This is a genomic window from Acinetobacter sp. LT1 (assembly GCF_059800965.1).
The window spans coordinates 54,155-75,518 of record NZ_JBBAXE010000008.1 but is presented as its reverse complement, the minus strand read 5'-3'; the positions used below and the strand labels follow the sequence as shown (position 1 = coordinate 75,518).

Here is a 21,364-nt window from a genome sequence, read left to right as displayed (position 1 = left end):
GCATGTCTCAAACACTGCAAGCCGCTTATGCAGCAAAACGTAAAGCACGTCGTTTTGCTGTACAAGGTATTTATGAGTGGCAAATGAGTCACAACCCTGTACATGAAATCGAAGCACGTACCCGTGCGGAAAATGCAATGCACAAGGTAGACTTAAACTACTATCACGAACTGTTAACACAAGTGATTGCACAGCACGAAGATCTTGATGCATTACTTATTCCGGTTCTTGACCGTGAACTTAGTGCACTTGATGGTGTAGAGCTAGCAACATTACGCTTGGGTGCTTACGAGTTACGTGATCATTTAGAAGTACCTTATCGTGTCGTTCTAGATGAAGCTATTGAACTCGCTAAACACTTTGGTGGAGCAGATAGCCATAAATACATTAATGGCGTTCTAGATCGTTTAAGTTCAACACTACGTAGTGCTGAAAAACAACAAGCAAACTAATAGGTTTGAAGTTGCTATGGCTGAGTTTTCTATTATTGACCAATACTTTAACAGACAATCTTACACAGATGTCACCTTGGGTATTGGAGATGACTCAGCCTTAATTACCCCTCCCGCAAACCAACAATTGGTGATCTGTGCAGATACACTGGTTGCTGGACGTCATTTTCCTCTTGATACTTCTGCCCATGCAATTGGCTGGAAAAGCGTAGCTGTTAATCTTTCAGATATTGCAGCAATGGGGACAAAACCGCATAGTATTTTACTGGCGCTCAGCCTACCTACAATTGATCATGAATGGCTTGAAGGATTCAGCCAGGGAATTTATGACTGCTGTAATCAATTTGGCGTTGCTCTTATTGGCGGAGATACGACTCAAGGCCCTCATCTCACTATTACTGTTACGGCCATGGGCTGGATTGAAACCGGACAAGCCGTGTTACGTTCAGGTGCCAAAGTCGGTGACTATGTTTGTGTGAGCGGTCAAGTGGGTGATGCCGCGTATGGTTTACAGCACCTAGGTCATCCATTACAAAAAAGACTGGACTACCCGACGCCACGTTGTCAGCTTGGACAACAGTTGAAGGGATTAGCTTCAAGTATGATTGATATTTCTGATGGATTAGCCCAAGATTTAGGCCATATTTTAAAAGCTTCAAAGGTCGGTGCCCGATTACTTTTAGAAAAGTTACCGATTGACTCAACACTACAAGCACTACCAGAACAACAGCGCTGGCAATATGCGCTAGCTGGTGGCGATGACTACGAATTATGTTTTACAATAACACCGCAAAATTATGAAAAACTTTTGCAAAAACAACTAGACATTAAGATTACAATGATCGGAGAGATCGTTGAGCAAACACAACTAACTTTTGAGCATTTGGGTTCAGATTACCCATTGCAAATTCATGGATACCAACACTTTGCATAAGCCACCGATTCATTTTAAGGACATGTCTTGGTTCAACCGCTGCATCGTTTTCTGTGGAGTTGGTTTCGGATCTGGTCTCGCACCTAAAGCTCCCGGTACTTTTGGCTCTGCCTTTGCCCTACTTTTCGTTCCAATCTGGTTATCACTTGGCTTTAACTTAAGCTTGATCGCTATCCTTATCATGTCCTTGGTAGGAATTTATATTTGTGGTCAAACTGCAAAAGTCCTTGATGTTCATGATGATGGGCGAATTGTTTGGGATGAATTTGCAGGACAATCAATTACTCTTCTGCCTTTAATCTTTTTTAATATAATGTCGTTACAATGGGCACTAATTGGTTTTTGCTTATTCCGCCTATTTGATGTTTGGAAACCTTGGCCAATCCGTGTTGCCGACCAGAAAGTTGCTGGTGGTTTCGGGATCATGCTAGACGACATCATTGCAGGGCTTTGGGCGGCACTCTGTATCATCATATTTATTACTTTCTGGGGCGTAACGCCATTTAAGTAGGTTTACTCATGTCAACTACCGTCATTATCCTTGCTGCAGGCAAAGGAACGCGAATGCGTTCACAACTACCTAAAGTATTGCAACCTTTAGCTTGTCGCCCGCTACTAGGACATGTCATTCAAACAGCAAAAAAAATACACGCAGAAAATATTATTACGATTTATGGACATGGTGGTGACCACGTCAAACAAACTTTTGCACAAGAAAAGATTCAATGGGTTGAACAAGCAGAACAACTAGGTACAGGTCATGCGGTACAAATGACTTTACCCGTACTCCCTAAAGACGGTATTTCATTAATTCTTTATGGTGATGTACCTTTAGTACGTCAAACAACGTTAGAGCAACTTGTTGAAGTTTCAAGTAAAACGGGCATTGGCATGATTACTTTACATGTCGACAACCCAACAGGTTATGGTCGTATCGTTCGTCAAGAAGGTAAGATTCAAGCGATTGTTGAACATAAAGATGCAACAGAAGCTCAGCGTCAGATTCAAGAAATCAACACAGGTATTTACTGTGTTAGCAATGCAAAACTTCATGAGTGGTTGCCTAAACTTTCAAACGAAAATGCGCAAGGCGAATATTATCTAACTGATATCGTAGCAATGGCTGTTGCAGATGGTCTAGAAATCGCATCTATTCAACCAGAACTCGCTTTTGAAGTTGAAGGCGTCAATGACCGCTTACAACTTGCTGCACTTGAACGTGAGTTCCAGCAACAGCAAGCAAAAGAGCTTATGCAACAAGGCGTAACTTTTGCAGACCCTGCACGCTTTGACTTACGCGGTTCTGTAAAAGTTGGACATGACGTTCGTATTGACGTCAATGTGATTATTGAAGGTGACTGTGAACTTGGCGATTTTGTAGAAATCGGGGCTGGTTGTATTTTAAAGAACACCAAAATTGCAGCCGGAACTAAAGTTCAAGCCTATAGCATTTTTGATGGCGCAGTTGTAGGCGAAAATGCTCAAATTGGACCATTTGCACGCTTACGCCCAGGCGCGAAATTGGCAAATGAAGTACATATCGGCAACTTTGTTGAAGTTAAAAATACAACGATTGGATTGGGTAGTAAAGCTAACCATTTCACCTATTTAGGTGATGCAGAAATTGGTGCTGAATCGAATATTGGGGCAGGTACGATTACTTGTAATTACGACGGTGCAAATAAACACAAAACCACTATTGGTGATGCCGTTTTTATCGGTTCTAATAGCTCGCTGGTTGCTCCGGTGACCATTGGGAGTGGCGCAACAGTTGGTGCTGGTTCTGTGATTACGAAAGATGTAGCCGAGCAAAGTCTCTCCTTTGAACGTGCACAACAAATTTCAAAAGCAAATTATCAACGTCCCCAAAAGGTTAAAAAATAAGAGGATTGAAGTATGTGTGGTATCGTCGGAGGCGTTGCACAACGTTGTGTAACCGAGATTTTACTTGAAGGTTTAAAACGTCTTGAATACCGCGGTTATGATTCTGCGGGTGTTGCTTTACTGAATAACCAACAAATTTTACGTGAGCGTCGTGTAGGTAAAGTTATCAATCTTGCAGAAGCTGTCGCTGAACACCAAATTGCGGGGGCTATCGGGATTGCGCATACCCGTTGGGCAACACATGGTAAACCAACTGAAAACAATGCTCACCCTCATATGTCAGGTAAGGTCGCTGTAGTCCATAATGGTATTATTGAAAACTATCAAGAATTAAAAGACGACCTTCAAACTTTAGGTTACGTTTTTACTTCTCAAACAGATACTGAAGTTGTTGCACACTTAGTTGCTGAAGCATTAAAAAGTACAGATAGCCTTTTAGAAGCTGTTGAAACTGTTGTACCTCAGCTTAAAGGTGCTTACGCGCTAGGTATTATCCACAGCGATTATCCAGATGAACTCATTACTGTACGTGAAGGTTCACCACTCGTGATTGGTGTAGGTATTGGTGAAAACTTTATTAGTTCAGACCAACTTGCACTTTTGCCTGTAACTAACCGCTTTATGTACCTAGAAGAAGGTGATATTGCACGTCTTACTCGTACTTCAATTGAAGTATTTGCAAATGGCGAACGCGTTGAGCGTCCAGTACGAGAGCTTGATGCAACCGTAAGTAGTGCATCAAAAGGTGAATACAAACACTACATGCTCAAAGAAATTTATGAGCAACCAGAAGCAATCAAGCAAACGATTTCTCAAGCGCTTGATGGCAATAGCTTACGTGATGATTTCTTGAAAAATGCTGATGCAGATTTCAACAAAATTCAAAGCGTACAAATCATTGCTTGTGGCACAAGTTACCACTCAGGAATGATTGCAAAATATTGGTTTGAACAACTGATTGGCGTGCCTTGCCAAGTTGAAATTGCGAGTGAATTCCGTTATCGCACCCCTGTAATTGTTGAAAATACACTTTATATTTGTATTTCACAGTCAGGTGAAACTGCTGATACTTTAGCTGCACTACGTGAAACTCAAAAGCGTGCCAAAGCAAACAATATCGACATTCAGACTTTGACTATCTGTAACGTTGCAACGTCTTCAATGGTTCGTGAAACTGATCATCACTTATTGACGCTTGCTGGTCCTGAAATTGGTGTTGCTTCAACTAAAGCGTTTACGACTCAGCTTGCTGCGCTTATGTTGTTAATCTTGAAAATTGGTCAAGTGAAACAACGTATTAGCCCTGCTCTGCTTGAAGAAATTACGCGTGAGTTATGGCACAGCCCGAAAGTTATTCTTGATACGCTTAAACATGATCCAGAAATTTTGCGTTTGTCTGAATTATTCGTTGAAAAAAATCACTGCTTATTCTTAGGCCGTGGTACGAATTATCCAATCGCATTAGAAGGCGCATTAAAGCTAAAAGAAATTTCATATATTCATGCAGAAGGCTATGCAGCCGGTGAGTTAAAACACGGCCCATTAGCACTTGTTGATAATGAAATGCCGATCGTGATTCTTGCTCCAAATGATGAAATGCTTGATAAGCTAAAATCAAATATGGAAGAAGTTCAGGCACGTGGTGGTGAATTATTTGTTTTCGCGGATGAAAATAGCGGAATCAGTGAAAAAGACCGTCAACACGTTGTGCATATTCCAGCAGTAAACGAATGGCTAGCTCCTATCGTTTATAGCGTACCAGTTCAGTTATTGTCTTATCACGTTGCTGTATTACGTGGTACAGACGTTGACCAGCCACGTAACTTGGCGAAGTCAGTAACTGTAGAGTAATTCAAAAAGATCATTATTAAGGCATCACTTGCTTTAATAACTGATTGATTAAGCCCGATATGTATTCAATGCATATCGGGCTTTTTTATTGCCTTCATACAGATATACAGAAGCTTTTCCACGAAAGAAAATCTAGTTTAATAGTAGAGAACACCCCCATCTAGGACCCTATGTCACAATGGACTTTTACTTTTGCGCTGATTTAAAGTTTGAGAGATCATTGCGACACAGAGATAAAGGAGCTAAGCGAAATACTTAGCTCATTTCATTTTTGTCGCAGCGTTGAATGCTGCTAAACAAATTAGGGGCAAAGCCCTGTGGGAGAACAGGACTTTGCAAACTGGTGTGTTTTAAACGTTGCACGATTTGAGGTGAATACAGTTGCGCGAGCTGTTGGCAAACACAATCGCAACTGGCTTGCATGTGTTCACCTGACAAACAAATTCTTTTAAATTCCTGCTGAGCGTTCGCATCATCATTTGTAATACTGTAAGCACCGACCACAAGGTTTAAAAACAATATAAATTTATGAAGTTTCATATTATTCTCATGATTATTTATATCTTTAAATAAAATAAAAATATTATTCGTTTAAATATTAAAATAATTTTTTTAAATAATAATTAATCCTCCCACCAGAATAGGAAAACAAAATAATTAAGATTATAAAATAAAAATAATTTATATATTTAAAAAATCAGGACATAGAAAATCCAAATTTTAAATAAATAAAATAGTTAAATGAGAAAGAAAATGAGTTTAAATTGTGGCATGGCCAACTCCTTAAAATGGAGTCCTACCACCAAATCACCGTCAATTGATTAGGGTGGCAGAACGAAAGAGGGTTGACAGACTGGTGCCCATAGAGACCAGCACGCACGGGGCGTCCCCCTTCCGTCCTACCGCAAAGAAAGGGGACGCAAGGGTCTAACGACTTATAGTAGAACTATAATCCGCTATGGGGACTTACGGTCTGTCAAAACCGTCTGGCAATGTAGGCCAGCAACGAGATAATAATCGGTATAATAAAGAACGTCAATTTATTTTAATGAAAAAGTTTAAATATAATAATTTAATTAATGTTTAAATAATATTATCCTTATTTTTATATTTACATCTTTTAATTAAATTTAAAATATAAACTTAAGTTATATATTTTTAGTTAATAAAATAGATTAATCGTTAATTCTAATTTAATAGTTTATATAAATATATAAGATGATAAGCATATACCTCTTATCATCTTTTCTAGAGTTTACTTTTCTATAGCTTTTACGGGTAATCGCGTACCTAACAAAGAAAAAGTAACGTCCGCAACTTCCAACGGGTCTGAACTAGTCCAAATAATATGATTTCCCTCATTTGGACTTTCAGAACTTAAATCATATTGATTGAGTTGACGTATTAATTGCGCAGTTACAGCTTCCGAAGGCTCAATGATTTGAATATCACGGCCTACAATTTCCTGAATCGTGTCTGAGACAAATGGATAGTGTGTGCATCCTAAAATAATCGTATCGACTTTTTGTTCGACCAACGGCGCCAAAATATTTTTTAAATAATCTTTAACTTCTACTGTATGTGCTTTACCCGTTTCAATTTTTTCGGCCAAACCAATACACGGCACTAAAGACACTTTAATATGTTGCGCATACGTTTCAATTAAACTTTTTAAGTTTTTGCCCTTTACCGTGGTGGCAGTTGCCAAGACAGCAATATGCTTAGTTTGTGTGATTGCTACAGCAGGTTTTACGGCTGGTTCTATCGCAATAAGTGGCACATTAATTTGCGCTCTAATCGTTTCAATCGCTACAGCCGTCATGGTATTACAAGCAATTACGATCGCTTTGCATTTGCCCTGAGTAACTAGGTTTGAAATTAAATGCGTGGTTCGTGAAACAATCCAGTCGCTTTCTTTGTCTCCATACGGGACATATTTCGAGTCAGCGAAATAGATAATGTCTTCATTCGGAAGGGCCTGCCGAATATGCTTAAAAAGAGACAACCCACCTAAACCAGAATCAATCATTCCAATCGGGTTGTTATTGTTATTCATGGTTTGTCCTGCATTTCATATATTTAGAAAAATTCTTTCATGGTTGCCAAGTCGTTGAGCACGACTTTGGGCTGAATGGTTTTTAATTTTTCAGCCGATGTATAACCCCAACCTACCGCAGCAAAATCAATGCCTGCTTTATGTGCAGCTTCGCCATCAGTCGTTTGGTCGCCGACATAAATGGCTTGGTTTTTATTTAAATTCAAAATGTTGAGAACACGCTTAATTCGTTGAGCTTTGCCAAATATAGACGAGCCACCATCAATATGGCTAAAAAGTTCACATAGTTCTGTACCAAGAATACTTTGACAGTTTTCTTTAGAGTTTGAAGTAATAATTGCGAGCGTATATCCCCGATTATGTAGTTCAATTAAGTGATCCCGCATGCCTTCAAACATGTAAACGTCTTGGTCTCTTTCTTTCATTAAACGAATAAAATCTTTGGCAATCCAAGGTAGTTTCCACTTAGAAACATTCATCTCTTTCATAATTTCTTTTGGTGAAAGGTGTTTGTACTGCTCTACTTCATGTAGCTCTACAGATTTAAATTTATATTTCTTGGCAAGCTGATTTAAAGCACCTAAAAAAAAGCTAAAGGAGTCGACTAAAGTACCGTCCATATCAAAAATAATAGCTTGGTATTCTTTTAAAGATTTTTCCATTTTAAAGTTCTGAAATAAAATATATTTTTTATAATTATATTCTGTTTTCTATTGGTTTTTAAATCAGGCCCAATGAGGACCTGACCTAAATTTCGAATTTTGCTTTAAGCTGCTGCTTTTTGTTCCTTAATCCAATTTTTAATACGTGCATCCAGAATATTTAAAGGCAATGTTCCTGCATTTAAAATCATGTCATGGAATGCTTTGATGTCAAAACGGTCTCCAAGCTCCTGTTTGGCTAGCTCCCGTAGCTCTAAGATTTTTAATTGGCCCATCTTATATGCTAATGCTTGGGCAGGAATAGCAATATATCGATCAGTCTCTGCCTGAATATCTGGTTCATCTAAAGCTGAGTGTTCACGCATAAAATCAATCATTTGCTGACGGGTCCATTTTTTATAATGTACCCCAGTGTCAACCACTAGACGACAAGCACGGAACAACTCACTCGATAGTCTTCCATAGTCTGAAAGCGGGTCTTTATAGAAACCAACATCTTTACCCAATTGCTCTGCATAAAGTGCCCATCCTTCAATATAAGCGGTATGGTTGGGTTGCTTTCGGAACATCGGCAAATTTGGCAGGTTTTGGGCAATATCAATCTGCATATGGTGCCCAGGAATCGCCTCATGGTAAGCAGTCGCTTCCATTGATATTTTGGAACGTTCAGAGAAGTCGCCAGTATTCACATATACCTGTCCGGGGCGTGAACCATCAGGCGTGCCTTGGTGATACTCCGCACCTGCCGCTTCTTTTTCTCGATATTGCTCTACAGGTAAAACTTCGACTTTATTTTTGGGTAATAAACCAAATAGCTTCGGCAACTCTGGTTGCATTTGAGCAATATACCTCCGATAAATCTCTAGAATTTCTTCACGAGATTTTGGGAAAACGGCTGGATTTGTTTTTAAGGATTGTTGGAAACTTTTTAAATCGTTAAAACCTTGTGCTTTGGCAATTTTCAGCATTTCCGCTTCAATACGAGCAACTTCTTTTAATCCGAGCTGATGAATAGTTTCAGGGCTTTCCGAGGTTGTCGTATTGTTTTCTACATAAAAGCGATAGAGCTCGTCACCGTTTGGCAAGCTCCATATACCCTCGTGTTGTCGTCCATAGGGTAAGTAATCTTTCTGAATAAATGCCCCAAGTTTTTGATATGCAGGCCGAACATTCTGGTCTATGACCTGTAGTATTTCACGGCTTAAACGCTCTTGTTCTGCTTTCGAAATGTTTTTTGGAAATTGCTTTAATGGAGAGGCAAAAACACTGTCCTTCCCTGCGGGAACTGCAATACTATTAATCTGCTTTGCCACCTTTTCAATTAAATATTTGGGTGGCATCAAGCCATCTTTTTGTCCTTGTTTCGCTAACTGAATACCTTGCTCAAGAATAAGAGGAATTTGTTTTAAACGAGCAATATAGTCTTGATATTGTTTAGCATTATCAAAGGGAATCGAACTAATAAATCCCGGAAATTGTAAATGTAGCCCCCACATTTGATTAAAAGGCATCTCATACAATTTCAAATCATAATTTTTAAGTGTTTCTTTCAACTGATAAATCATTAAATCTTTATTTAATTGATCAGTTGCTGAAAACCCTGTGCTATCAATTGCTTCAAAACGATTTAAAAAATTTTGCGTACTTTTTTTATCTTTCTCGATCTGATTTTTTGAAAGCTCAGTCCATCGATCATTGTAGCGTAAATCTCCTAAAACGGTTGCAGTTTCAGGACTATTTTTCAAAGTATATTCCCACTGTTCTTGTAAAAGCTGATTTAAAGCTTTCACCCGAACAGAGACATGACTATTTGGTTTAGATTGTGATTTTTCGATAGTATTTGTATTTATTTCGGAGGTTGCAGCATTAGAAGAATGAGACATCCAAAATAAAACACTGATACAAGCAAAATGTAAGGTTCTGTTTTTCATTTAATTATCCAGAAATATTTAACAAAGGTTAAAATAAAGACAAAACAAATTACGTGCCAAGCAGCATATAAAATGGTGTAAAAATCGAGTATTTTTTTAACTAAATGATTTTATAAATTAATTTTCTTTTTAATTATATTATTTATAGTTACTATCTATATTCCACATCTGACTTTAATAGACCAAGAACTTAAAAAAGTGCACATGAACGATCTCAGTGCACTTTTGAATTTCTACATTAAAAATTGTTTCTCAAGAAAACAAATATTGATAAACAATATAGGCAGCCAACTTTGCAGTTCTATTGTCTAAATCAAATTTTGGATTGCATTCAGCAATATCTAAAAGTTTAATTTTGCCAGTCTCTTGAATATGCTTAAAAATTGCTTCAAAAGTGGCTAAATCAATTCCTTTCACAGCTGGCGCACTGACCCCCGGTGCAACCGCGGCTGCGAAGACATCTAAATCAATCGTAACGTACAAACAGTCTACTTTTTCAATAAAAGCATCAACCGCCGCGAGCACATTGTTTAGGTTAAAAATATTAACCTCATTGTCACGTAAATATGAACAATTTAGAGCATCGGCTGTATCAAACAAAACTTTAGTATTGGCATGGTTGGCAACCCCAATACATAAATAATTAAATTGTTTTTGATGCTGTTCTGAAAGTCGAGCTGCCTGTAAAAATGGTGTTCCAGAGGTGGCATGTTCAGCTTCACGCAAATCAAAATGGGCATCAAAATTAATAATGCCTATTTTTTTATCTGGCGCGTGGGCTTGTACATATTGGAACAGACCGCTAAAGCTGCCAAATGCAACTTCGTGTCCACCGCCCAATACAATCGGCTTTAAACCATTTTGCAAGCTGTTTGCGACTTGTTCTGCCAACTCGGTTTGTGCTTGCTCTAAATTGTCATATTCGCAGGTCACTGTACCCAAATCGACAATACTGACTGGGCGATGAATCGGTAAATTAGCCAGTTGAGTACGGATTGCATCTGGTGCTTCGGCAGCGCCAACTCGGCCTTTGTTACGCTTCACACCTTCATCAGAGCTAAAACCAATCAGGGCAAATTCAGCAGGTTGGGTTTTATTCATAATATGGTGAATACGTTGGTGTGCTTCACCTTCGCCATCATGGCGGCCTTGCCATTTAAATGTGTGATTCATGTGCCATCGTCTAAAAAATAACTTCTTGTCCATGCTGAACGACTCGCTTAGGCAAATCGCCGCCCAGCCAGTAAACAATTTCAGATGGATGCTCAATATCCCAAGCCACAAAGTCAGCGACTTTACCCTGCTCTAAACTGCCGTGTGTGTGCTCTAAACCGAGCGCTTGTGCAGCATGAATGGTGACACCCGCTAATGCTTGCTCAGGCGTTAAGCGGAAAAGTGTGCTGCCCATGTTGAGCATTAAACGTAAAGAAAGTGCTGGAGATGTACCCGGATTTAAATCACTCGACAGCGCAATACGCACACCATGTTTAATGAGGCTTTCAATCGGTGGATATTGTGTTTCACGTAATAAATAAAACGCACCCGGCAATAACACTGCAACCGTGCCCGACTCTGCCATGGCTTTAACATCATCTTCGGTCATGTACTCTAAATGGTCAGCCGACAAAGCATGATAACGTGCTGCCAAACTTGAGCCACCTAGCGATGAGAGCTGCTCAGCATGAAGCTTAACGGGTAAATTTAAAGACTGTGCTGTTTTAAAAACACGTTCAACCTCAGCTGGTGAAAATGCCAAATGCTCACAGAACGCATCAACTGCATCGACTAAACCTTCGGCATGCAGTTTAGGCAGCATTTCTGTACAGATATGCTCGATATAAGCATCGCTTTGGTCTTTGTACTCTGGCGGTAAAGCATGTGCAGCCAAGCAAGTGCTTTTGACCGTCATCGGTAAAGCTTCACCAATTTGACGAATCACACGCAGCATCTTGCGTTCATTTTCATAATTGAGTCCGTAACCAGACTTAATCTCGATAGTTGTAACGCCGTCTTTTTGCATACAGCGAATACGTTTAAGTGCTGAGCTTAGTAATTGTTCTTCGTTTGCTTCACGTGTTGCACGTACTGTACTGGCAATGCCACCACCGCTTGCTGCAATTTCAGCATAGCTCACACCTTGCAAGCGTTTTTCAAACTCAACACTACGGTTGCCACCAAAAACACTATGCGTATGACAGTCGATGAATCCTGGGGTTACCCAAGCGCCATTTAAGTTAACTGTTTCGGAATAAGTGTCGGCAGGAAGTTGTTGTTGTTTTCCAATCCAATGAATGAGATGCCCTTCTGTGACGATTGCAGCATCTTCAATGTAGGAATATTGCCCATTTTGCATGGTCGCAATGTGGCAATTTTGCCAAAGTTTTTTCATTCGCCTTTCCTCAAAACTGCCCAATAGTTAAACCATTGGGCAGTTGACTTGTTAGCTTTCTATCTCGATATTTTGCGGAATTGAATTATTTTGCTTTCCCGAATTTTGCTGAGGTTTGACCCAAATACGATAAGCGATCATTAACAGAACAAGCCATGTGATTCCCACATAAATTGCAGGGCGTGAATCTGGGAAATACCCCATCATGACTAAAATGAATACCATAAAACCAATTGCAAACGCAGGAGCATACGGCCAACCAATAACGGGGAAATCCAATGCCTTAATTTCAGCAGTAGACAACTTACGGCGCATCGCGACTTGCGAAAGCAAGATCATGAGCCACACCCAAACGGTTGCGAAAGTTGCAATTGAGGCAATGATCATGAATACATTTTCAGGAATCAGGTAGTTCAGCACTACACCAATTAATAGCACGCCAGCCATAACCACTACAGTCATCCATGGCACACCATTACGTGATAATTTCTGAAAAACTCGAGGCGCTTGACCACGGTTTGCCATGCCATAAAGCATACGACCAGCACCAAATACATCACTATTAATCGCTGAAACTGCTGCCGTAATAACAACAATATTTAAAATTGTAGCTGCTGATTGAATGCCTAAATTCTCAAAAATCTGTACAAATGGACTACCTTGGCTACCAATTTGATTCCATGGGAAAATCGACATCAGTACAAAAATGGTTAATACGTAAAACAGTAAAATACGAACCGGAACTGCATTAATTGCTTTTGGTAAAGTGGTTTTCGGATCTTGTGATTCACCTGCTGTAATACCAATAATTTCGATACCACCGAAAGCAAATACAACCACAGATAAACATGCAACTAAGCCTGCAATCCCATGCGGCATAAAGCCATCATAAATCCATAAGTTTTGAATACCCGGTACCACACTGCTATGGTCAGCATGGAAGCCGTAGAACATTAAACCGATTCCACCTAAAATCATGGCAACAATAGCGCTCACCTTGACAATAGAAAGCCAAAACTCGAGTTCGCCAAAGACTTTAACGTGAATGAGGTTAATTGCACCCAAGAACATAATCAGGGATAAAATCCAGATCCACCGTGGTACATCGGGATACCAGAACCCCATGTAAATACCAAAAGCAGTGACATCAGCCAACGCCACAATGATCATCTCAAAAACATAAGTCCAGCCTGTCGTAAAGCCAGCCAATGGACCAATGTACTGTGATGCATAGTGGCTAAATGAACCAGAGACAGGGTTTTGGACAGCCATTTCACCCAATGCGCGCATAACGATATAAATTGCAATCCCTGCAACGATATACGCCAGTAATACTGAAGGCCCTGCCATTTTAATTGCAGTTGCCGAACCATAGAAAAGCCCAGTTCCAATTGCTGAGCCCAATGCCAAGAAACGAATGTGGCGGGTGTTTAAACCCCGCTGTAGTGTGGAGTTTTGTGACATTATAATCTCCAATCCTTGAGGATATTTAGTTAGATTCGGCCACTCCATGTGACCGTTTTATCAATCACACTTCAGATAAACTAGGGAGCAGTTTTGGAATAATTAACTCGTTTAAGCAGCCGCTTGAGAGTAATTCACTTGCTTGCTCAATATCAGGAGCAAAGAAACGGTCTTCACTGTAGTAAGGCACTTGAGCGCGCAAGATTTTACGAGCTTGTTCAAGTTTAGGCGAGCTTTTTAGGCCTTCACGGAAGTCTAGACCCTGACAAGCGCCTAACCATTCAACAGCTAAAATGCCACGGACGTTGTCAGCCATATACCAAAGACGTTTACCCGCATTCGGAGCCATTGATACATGGTCTTCTTGGTTGGCAGAAGTCGGTAAGCTATCAACACTTGCTGGATGAGCAAGCGCTTTGTTGTCACTTGCAAGAGCAGCAGCGGTTACCTGAGCAATCATAAAGCCCGAGTTAACACCACCATTTGCCACCAAGAACGGTGGAAGTTGCGACATGTGACGGTCCATCATCATTGAAATACGACGTTCAGACAATGAACCAATTTCTGCAATTGCTAATGCTAAATTATCAGCCGCCATTGCAACAGGTTCTGCATGGAAGTTACCACCAGAAATCACGTCACCTTGTTCAGCAAAAACAAGCGGATTATCAGATACAGCATTTGCTTCAATTTCTAATACTTCAGCAGCCTGACGGATTTGGGTTAAACATGCGCCCATCACCTGTGGTTGGCAACGTAAAGAGTATGGGTCTTGAACTTTGCTACAGTCTTCGTGTGAATGTGCAATTTCACTCGAGTCTGTTAATAGATCACGATAAGCCGCAGCCACATCAATTTGGCCACGTTGACCACGTACTTCATGAATACGCGCATCAAATGGTGCACGTGAACCCAGCATTGCTTCAACGCTTAAGCCACCACAAACAGTTGCAGCGGCAAATAAATCTTCCGCTTCAAATAAGCCGCGTAAAGCATAAGCCGTTGAAACTTGTGTACCATTTAAAAGTGCTAAACCTTCTTTAGCTGCTAAAGAAATTGGTTCTAAACCTGCAACTTTTAAAGCTTCAACTGCTGGTAACCATTCACCTTTATAACGCGCCTTACCTTCACCAAGTAACACTAAAGACATGTGTGCAAGTGGTGCCAAGTCACCTGAAGCGCCTACTGAACCTTTCAGTGGAATGTGTGGGTAAACTTCGGCATTAATTAAAGCCAACAAAGCATCAATCACTTTACGGCGAATACCAGAGAAACCACGCGCCAAGCTATTTGCTTTCAATAGAATAATTAAACGAACCATTGCATCATCAAGTGCTTCACCTACACCTGCTGCATGCGAAAGAACCAATGAACGCTGTAATTTTTCTAAATCTTCAGGAGCAATTTTGGTTGAAGCAAGTAAGCCAAAGCCTGTATTAATGCCGTAAGCTGTACGTCCTTCATTTACAATTTTCTCAACGCAAGCCACGCTTGCATTAATTGCAGATGAAGCACTTTCATCTAATTTAACTTTGATCGGGTTGAGGTACGCTTGACGTAAATCGGCTAAGGTTAGTTTTCCCGGTTGGATTAATAATTCCATGTTGGCTTCCTAATTTTTTGCACTATATTCTGCTGAGACGGTGCTTTTCACAATTGCAAAAAGCACCGCCAGTTCTTCCGTGTATTTTTATTGCGTGATCATTGGCAAGTGTAGGCCTTGCTCTTTCGCACAGTTAATTGCAATTTCATAACCTGCATCGGCATGACGCATAACACCTGTTGCAGGGTCATTGGTCAGTACACGAGCAATACGTGCAGCAGCTTCATCTGTACCATCACACACAATCACAACGCCTGAGTGTTGAGAGAAGCCCATACCTACACCACCACCGTGATGTAAAGACACCCAAGTTGCGCCGCCTGCTGTATTAAGCAACGCGTTTAATAAAGGCCAGTCTGATACTGCGTCTGAACCGTCTTGCATTGCTTCAGTTTCACGGTTTGGACTCGCAACCGAACCTGAATCTAAATGGTCACGACCAATCACAACTGGTGCAGACAATTCACCGCTACGAACCATTTCGTTAAATGCCAAACCAAGTTTTGCACGCAAGCCTAGACCAACCCAACAAATACGCGCTGGTAAGCCTTGAAAGCTAATACGTTCACGTGCCATGTCTAACCAGTGATGTAAATGTTCATCATCAGGAATTAACTCTTTAACTTTGGCATCTGTTTTATAAATGTCTTCTGGATCACCAGAAAGCGCTGCCCAACGGAATGGACCAATACCACGGCAGAACAATGGACGGATGTATGCAGGTACGAAGCCTGGGAAATCAAAAGCGTTTGCTACACCTTCTTCTTTCGCCATTTGACGGATGTTATTACCATAGTCAAATGTTGGAACACCCATTTTTTGGAAATCAAGCATCGCTTGTACGTGCTTCGCCATCGACTGTTTTGCAGCTTTTACAACAGCTTCCGGTTCAGTTTTCGCACGTGCACGGTATTCATCCCAAGTCCAGCCTACTGGTAAGTAGCCATTAAGTGGATCGTGTGCACTTGTTTGGTCAGTCACCATGTCTGGACGTACACCACGACGTACCAGCTCAGGTAAAATTTCAGCAGCGTTACCATGAAGCGCAATTGAAATTGCTTTACCTTCTTTTGTATAACGGTCAATACGCGCTAAAGCGTCGTCTAAATCAGTCGCTTGTTCGTCTACATAACGGGTACGTAAACGGAAATCGATACTTGCTTGTTGGCATTCGATGTTTAAAGAACACGCACCTGCAAGTGTTGCAGCTAAAGGCTGAGCGCCACCCATACCACCTAAACCTGCGGTAAGAACCCAACGGCCTTTTAAATCACCGTTGTAGTGTTGGCGGCCTGCTTCAACGAAAGTTTCATAAGTACCTTGTACAATACCTTGGCTACCAATGTAGATCCATGAACCTGCTGTCATTTGACCGTACATTGCAAGTGCTTTTGCGTCTAACTCGTTGAAGTGTTCCCAGTTTGCCCAGTGCGGTACAAGGTTTGAGTTTGCAATTAAAACGCGAGGTGCATCTTTATGAGTTTTAAATACACCTACTGGCTTACCTGATTGAACTAATAACGTTTCATCAGTTTCAAGATTTTTTAAAGTATCTACAATTTTGTCGAAACATTCCCAGTTTCGTGCTGCACGGCCAATACCACCGTATACAACCAACTCTTTCGGGTTTTCTGCAACGTCCGGATCAAGGTTATTCATCAACATACGTAATGGAGCTTCAGTTAACCAACTTTTAGCCGTTAATTCAGTGCCGCGTGGCGCACGAATTTCTACATCACGAAATTTTGTTGTCATTGTTGTCACAGGCGGACTCCTTCCTTTGAGCTTACATCAGCAGAACATCACTTGTTTCTGCATTTGTATAGTAATGTATTAACTTGTATATACATCTATATACTACACAAATATTTTTTGGCGTGAAGAGGGTGACTGATATTTTTTTAATAAAATTGAGTAAGCTTATGAATTAAATTAATTTATTTTTATATCAGGTATAAAAAAAGCACATATCTTCTAACAAGACATGTGCTTTTTAAGTAGTAAATTATATTGTTTTATCGTTGAATTAGCTCCATGACATAGCAGCTTTTGAGTTGTTTTTTGGGAAAACTAATCGATGTCAAGCCAGCGTTTTTCTCAATTTTTAGTGTTTCTTGAGCAGCAAGCTGAACGGAATGATCATCAACGTTCACTTCCGTTTCACTACCCTGATTAAAAATGAAAATCAGGTCTGCCGAACTGATAAATGCCTGCTCCGCTGCATCATTCAACCACTGAAAACGAGCACGAAACTTTGCAGGATCATAAATTAAATTTAAATCTCGAATTGCACCGTCGAACAGTTCACTTTGGACCTGACTCTCGCCATGGAAAGCAAAAATATCACCTTGGTTCAGCGTTTTGGCAGGAAGATCATCGACATGCAATACCATACCCTGTCCATCGAGTACGCTAATAATGCGCTGCTTATTGGGAAATAGCGAAAATGGCCCAGAAGTGGTCACATCCGCCATCGAAATGCGCCAATCGAAATCAGCCTCACCTTGGCTTCTGGCAATTTCTAAAGTAAAACCTGCACCATTTTTCCAAAGCATTTTTGTATATTGATCGGCCCTGATCAATTCAATCATGGGTTAAATTTCCCTTCGAGATAATAGCGACTACCCGGATAGATCAAACGCGCACTTGAAATGAGTTGTTTATTTGACCATGTGCGACGGCGGATGAGTAAACACGGTTCAGCTTTAGTAATCTTCAACCACTTGCACTCTTGAGCAGATGCTAAAACGGCCTCGACAATGTGCTCGCCTTCTGTCACGGGAGCTTTTGCCATGAGGTAAGCATTTGGGGTAATGGTTTTAAAATCTTGTTGTAGATAATCTGGTATCAGTGCTGCATCAACCAAACGATCTTCGACCTGAACAGGTACATCATTTTCATAATGCACAATAATCGAATGAAATAATCTTTGCCCTTCACGAGTCTGCATTAACACGCTTTGCTCTGCATTTGCATAAATTTGTTCTAAGACTAAAACTTCAGCGTGGTGCTTATGGTTTCGTGCAATAATCTCATCGGCAATATTATTAATTTGAAAAAGTGCAGTTCGGCCTTGCCCTTCAGCAACGAATGAGCCAACGCCCTGAATACGAACGAGTAAACCCTCAGTCGTTAATTCACGAAGCGCACGGTTTACCGTCATACGGCTACAGCCGAGTTGATTAACGAGTTCACTTTCCGAAGGAATTTTTTTATTTACAGCCCACGAGCCTTCATAAATCTTTTGTGAAATCAGTTGTTTTACGCGTTGATATAAAGGAACTGGACTATCAGCTTCAATCGAAAGCTCAGTATGTTCTTGTTTTGATGTTCTGGGCATAACAAATACTCAAAAAGGCGGCAGGCAAAAAGGTATTTTAGTTGACATGCTATGTATATACAACCACATACAACATGTTAATTTATGAATCAAATAGATTTTAAAAAGTTTAAAAAATAAACATAGCTCGATAAGAGCTAATTTAAAGTTTTATGTAGAGAAATTCAAATATATTAGGATTTTATCAATATTTATTTAATAGTTATTTCTGCTAAGCCAGTGCCCCATCCAAGAAAACAAAAATATCATTTTTTCGGGTTTACGAAATGATGCTTAAAACTTTTATTTAAAATAACTGATCGATAGTATTCTTCTGCCACACAGTATATTAATAAAACTGGAAGCACATCGAATGCGTAATTATAAAATAGATATTCTTCGAGGAATCTCTATCCTTTTGGTTCTTTTACATCATTTTAATATTCCCTATAAACTTAAAGATACATGGTTAGGTTTTGATTTTTTAGGTGAAGCATTTAGCACAGTCATCGCAAGAAATGGAAATTATGGCGTCACCATGTTTTTTGTGATTTCGGGTTTTTTAATTACCCATCACACTTTAAAACGAGACAAACAATTTTCTGCAATTAACCTCAAGCATTTTTATATCCGACGGGCAGCGCGTATTTTACCGTGTCTGGTATTACTCATTTTAGGTGTAAGCATACTCGGTTCATTTGACTTAAAACCCTTTATGAACCAAGCACCGAATGGCATTGAAGTCTCTTATCCTTTAACCATATTTGCAGCTTTAACCTTCTGGATGAATATCCTGATTATTAAATTCGGTTGGGTAAACTACGCTTTGGGAGTGCTGTGGTCGCTCTCTGTGGAAGAAGTTTTTTATTTTGTTTTTCCATTATTGTGTCTACTCACGCGCAGTAATAAGGTCTTTATTGCTGTGCTAATTGGAGTCATTTTATATGGGCCTTATTTTAGATCTCTGCATTTTGGAGAAGAAAGCGGCGCTTATTTATATCATTATTTTTCAAGTTTTGATGGTATAGCGGTGGGCTGTTTAACTGCCATTTTTTCTCATAAATATCAGCCAAATTGGTCCTATAAAAAACCTCTTTCATGGTTGATTATTTTGAGTATGACCGCTCTATATTTATATGCACCAATTAAAGAAGTCAGTACATGGGGTATCAGTTTATTCGCTCTTGCCACAGGCTTACTTATTTTGTGTTTTCAGCATCCTTCCGAAACGCAAGCGCATAACCTATTTACCAAAGTGATGGTCTGGTTGGGGCAAAGAAGTTACGAAACTTATTTATTTCATCTAGTTGTATTGGGCCTTATGAAAGTTGCGTTTATTCCTGCTCAAACCGACTCTAGCATCAAAATTATGCTTTTAATTGGCTATCTGGTTTTGACTGTTATCATCAGCGCAGCGATTGAAAAATATTATTCCACACCGCTTAACAGCTACATTCGAAAGGTTTTTATTAAAGACAAATCATAAACAAAAGCCCCTTTAAATCAGGGGCTTTTGTTTTATTAAGCGATCAACATGGTTTCATCATCTTGCTTAAAAGGATTAGACCAGCTCTGCCAAACTTGTGGTCCTAAAGCCATTTCTTCATCACTTAACAGGCAGCGATCCAAGCGTTGTATTAAAGCTTGCTCATCCATTTGCATACCAATTAAAACCAGCTCCTGACGCGCATCACCTGTGCGAGCATCCCAATTTTTCTTAATTTCTTCAATGCTGGCTAGGTCACTCGGCCAGTCTTCTTCTGCAACGGCGGCCCACCAATAACCTGCCAAGCCGTGTCGAGCCATTGCACCTGCTTGTGACCATGAATAAGCCAATGTCGGTTCGGCAGCCAACCAGAAAAAGCCCTTAGAACGCACGACTCCCGGCCATTCAGCCTGAACCAAATCATAAAAACGCTCTGGATGGAAAGGTCGGCGAGCGCGGTAAACAAAGCTGCTGATTCCATACTCTTCAGTCTCGGGAGTGTGCTCGCCGCGTAACTCTTTTAACCAGCCCGGTGCTTGTGCTGCTTCATCAAAATCGAATAATTGCGTATTTAAAATTTTATCTAAAGCGACCTCTCCAAATTGAGCAATTTCAATTCGGGCACGCGGGTTTAGAGTTTTTAAAATTGCGATGAGCTGGTCTTGCTGGGCTTGGTCAATCAAATCAATTTTATTCAGCACGATTACATCACAAAACTCGATTTGATCAATGAGAAGATCGACCACAGTTCTTTCATCTTGCTCCCCTAGCGACTCACCACGTTGCTGCAGTGAGTCGACTGAACTGTAGTCTTTAAGGAAGTTAAAAGCATCGACTACCGTAACCATAGTGTCGAGTCGAGCGAACTCATTGAGTGAGTTTCCATCTTCATCTTCAAAGGTAAAAGTTTCTGCTACTGGCAACGGTTCTGAAATGCCTGTTGACTCAATCACCAATTGGTCAAAGCGCCCTTCGTCAGCTAAACGTCTCACCTCAACCAATAAATCTTCGCGTAACGTACAACAGATACAACCATTGCTCATTTCAACCAGCTTTTCATCTGTTCTTGAAAGCTCCGCCCCACCTTCGCGTACTAATGCCGCATCAATATTCACCTCAGACATATCATTGACAATCACGGCAATACGGCGGCCTTCGCGATTATTTAAAATATGGTTGAGTAATGTGGTTTTTCCTGCACCCAAAAAGCCTGATAAAACAGTGACGGGAAGCTTGGCAAATGAGTTGGCGATTGCAGTGCGCATGGCTTGATCTCTTCGAATAATATTTAAACTGATCATGGCTGGCCATTTAGATATGGCCAGATCACAGG

At 40.3% G+C, this 21,364-nt stretch carries 18 protein-coding genes; 6 read left to right on the top strand and 12 right to left on the bottom strand.

Annotated features, from left to right (window positions below):
• Positions 1-2 precede the first annotated feature (2 nt).
• From nusB to glmS, 5 genes are read left to right on the top strand one after another with little or no spacing between them, the layout of a single operon-like run.
• Positions 3-452: a transcription antitermination factor NusB gene (nusB, locus tag WBW42_RS09735; RefSeq protein WP_002119137.1), complete on the top strand. Its 450-nt coding sequence runs from the start codon at positions 3-5 to the stop codon at positions 450-452.
• Positions 453-468: 16 nt separating this feature from the next.
• Positions 469-1,386 (top strand): thiamine-phosphate kinase, encoded by a 918-nt coding sequence (thiL, locus tag WBW42_RS09730; RefSeq protein ID WP_005804371.1) that lies wholly within the window; start codon positions 469-471, stop codon positions 1,384-1,386.
• On the top strand, positions 1,364-1,897 hold the full coding sequence (locus tag WBW42_RS09725) for a phosphatidylglycerophosphatase A family protein (RefSeq protein WP_005804370.1): 534 nt from the start codon (positions 1,364-1,366) through the stop codon (positions 1,895-1,897). Before thiL ends, WBW42_RS09725 begins: the two co-directional genes overlap by 23 nt.
• A gap of 8 nt (positions 1,898-1,905) precedes the next feature.
• Positions 1,906-3,270: a bifunctional UDP-N-acetylglucosamine diphosphorylase/glucosamine-1-phosphate N-acetyltransferase GlmU gene (gene glmU, locus WBW42_RS09720; protein WP_005804369.1), complete on the top strand. Its 1,365-nt coding sequence runs from the start codon at positions 1,906-1,908 to the stop codon at positions 3,268-3,270.
• Between the two features lie 12 nt (positions 3,271-3,282).
• Positions 3,283-5,121, top strand: a complete 1,839-nt coding sequence (glmS, locus tag WBW42_RS09715; protein WP_032057119.1) for a glutamine--fructose-6-phosphate transaminase (isomerizing) — start codon at positions 3,283-3,285, stop codon at positions 5,119-5,121.
• Positions 5,122-5,376: 255 nt separating this feature from the next.
• On the opposite strand, the gene WBW42_RS09710 is transcribed toward glmS, so the two are convergent.
• The 11 genes from WBW42_RS09710 to hutC all read right to left on the bottom strand — a co-directional run bounded on the left by WBW42_RS09710 (position 5,377) and on the right by hutC (position 18,566).
• Entirely contained in the window at positions 5,377-5,661 is a 285-nt protein-coding gene (locus WBW42_RS09710; RefSeq protein WP_032057121.1) for a hypothetical protein, read from the bottom strand.
• A gap of 715 nt (positions 5,662-6,376) precedes the next feature.
• Entirely contained in the window at positions 6,377-7,177 is an 801-nt protein-coding gene (gene murI, locus WBW42_RS09705; protein WP_032057122.1) for a glutamate racemase, read from the bottom strand.
• A gap of 23 nt (positions 7,178-7,200) precedes the next feature.
• Positions 7,201-7,839, bottom strand: a complete 639-nt coding sequence (locus tag WBW42_RS09700) for an HAD family hydrolase (RefSeq protein WP_032070470.1) — start codon at positions 7,837-7,839, stop codon at positions 7,201-7,203.
• Between the two features lie 104 nt (positions 7,840-7,943).
• Entirely contained in the window at positions 7,944-9,770 is a 1,827-nt protein-coding gene (locus tag WBW42_RS09695) for a DUF885 domain-containing protein (protein ID WP_032057124.1), read from the bottom strand.
• 252 nt (positions 9,771-10,022) lie between these two features.
• Positions 10,023-10,943 (bottom strand): formimidoylglutamase, encoded by a 921-nt coding sequence (hutG, locus tag WBW42_RS09690; RefSeq protein ID WP_032057126.1) that lies wholly within the window; start codon positions 10,941-10,943, stop codon positions 10,023-10,025.
• 10 nt (positions 10,944-10,953) lie between these two features.
• Positions 10,954-12,159 (bottom strand): imidazolonepropionase, encoded by a 1,206-nt coding sequence (gene hutI, locus WBW42_RS09685; RefSeq protein WP_032057128.1) that lies wholly within the window; start codon positions 12,157-12,159, stop codon positions 10,954-10,956.
• Positions 12,160-12,210: 51 nt separating this feature from the next.
• Positions 12,211-13,623, bottom strand: a complete 1,413-nt coding sequence (locus WBW42_RS09680; RefSeq protein WP_005804358.1) for an amino acid permease — start codon at positions 13,621-13,623, stop codon at positions 12,211-12,213.
• Between the two features lie 64 nt (positions 13,624-13,687).
• Entirely contained in the window at positions 13,688-15,226 is a 1,539-nt protein-coding gene (gene hutH, locus WBW42_RS09675) for a histidine ammonia-lyase (protein WP_000421598.1), read from the bottom strand.
• Between the two features lie 87 nt (positions 15,227-15,313).
• Positions 15,314-16,981: a urocanate hydratase gene (hutU, locus tag WBW42_RS09670; protein ID WP_014207979.1), complete on the bottom strand. Its 1,668-nt coding sequence runs from the start codon at positions 16,979-16,981 to the stop codon at positions 15,314-15,316.
• 260 nt (positions 16,982-17,241) lie between these two features.
• A complete protein-coding gene (locus WBW42_RS09665) occupies positions 17,242-17,817 on the bottom strand; it encodes a HutD/Ves family protein (RefSeq protein ID WP_005804355.1) in 576 nt (191 codons plus the stop codon).
• Positions 17,814-18,566, bottom strand: coding sequence for a histidine utilization transcriptional repressor HutC (hutC, locus tag WBW42_RS09660; protein ID WP_002119291.1), 753 nt, complete (start codon positions 18,564-18,566; stop codon positions 17,814-17,816). Before hutC ends, WBW42_RS09665 begins: the two co-directional genes overlap by 4 nt.
• Before the next feature lie 352 nt (positions 18,567-18,918).
• Between hutC and WBW42_RS09655 the strand changes: the two genes are divergently transcribed.
• Positions 18,919-20,031, top strand: a complete 1,113-nt coding sequence (locus tag WBW42_RS09655) for an acyltransferase family protein (protein WP_032057130.1) — start codon at positions 18,919-18,921, stop codon at positions 20,029-20,031.
• Between the two features lie 35 nt (positions 20,032-20,066).
• Here WBW42_RS09655 and zigA read toward each other — a convergent pair whose 3' ends face one another.
• A complete protein-coding gene (gene zigA / locus WBW42_RS09650; protein WP_080776794.1) occupies positions 20,067-21,332 on the bottom strand; it encodes a zinc metallochaperone GTPase ZigA in 1,266 nt (421 codons plus the stop codon).
• Positions 21,333-21,364 lie beyond the last annotated feature (32 nt).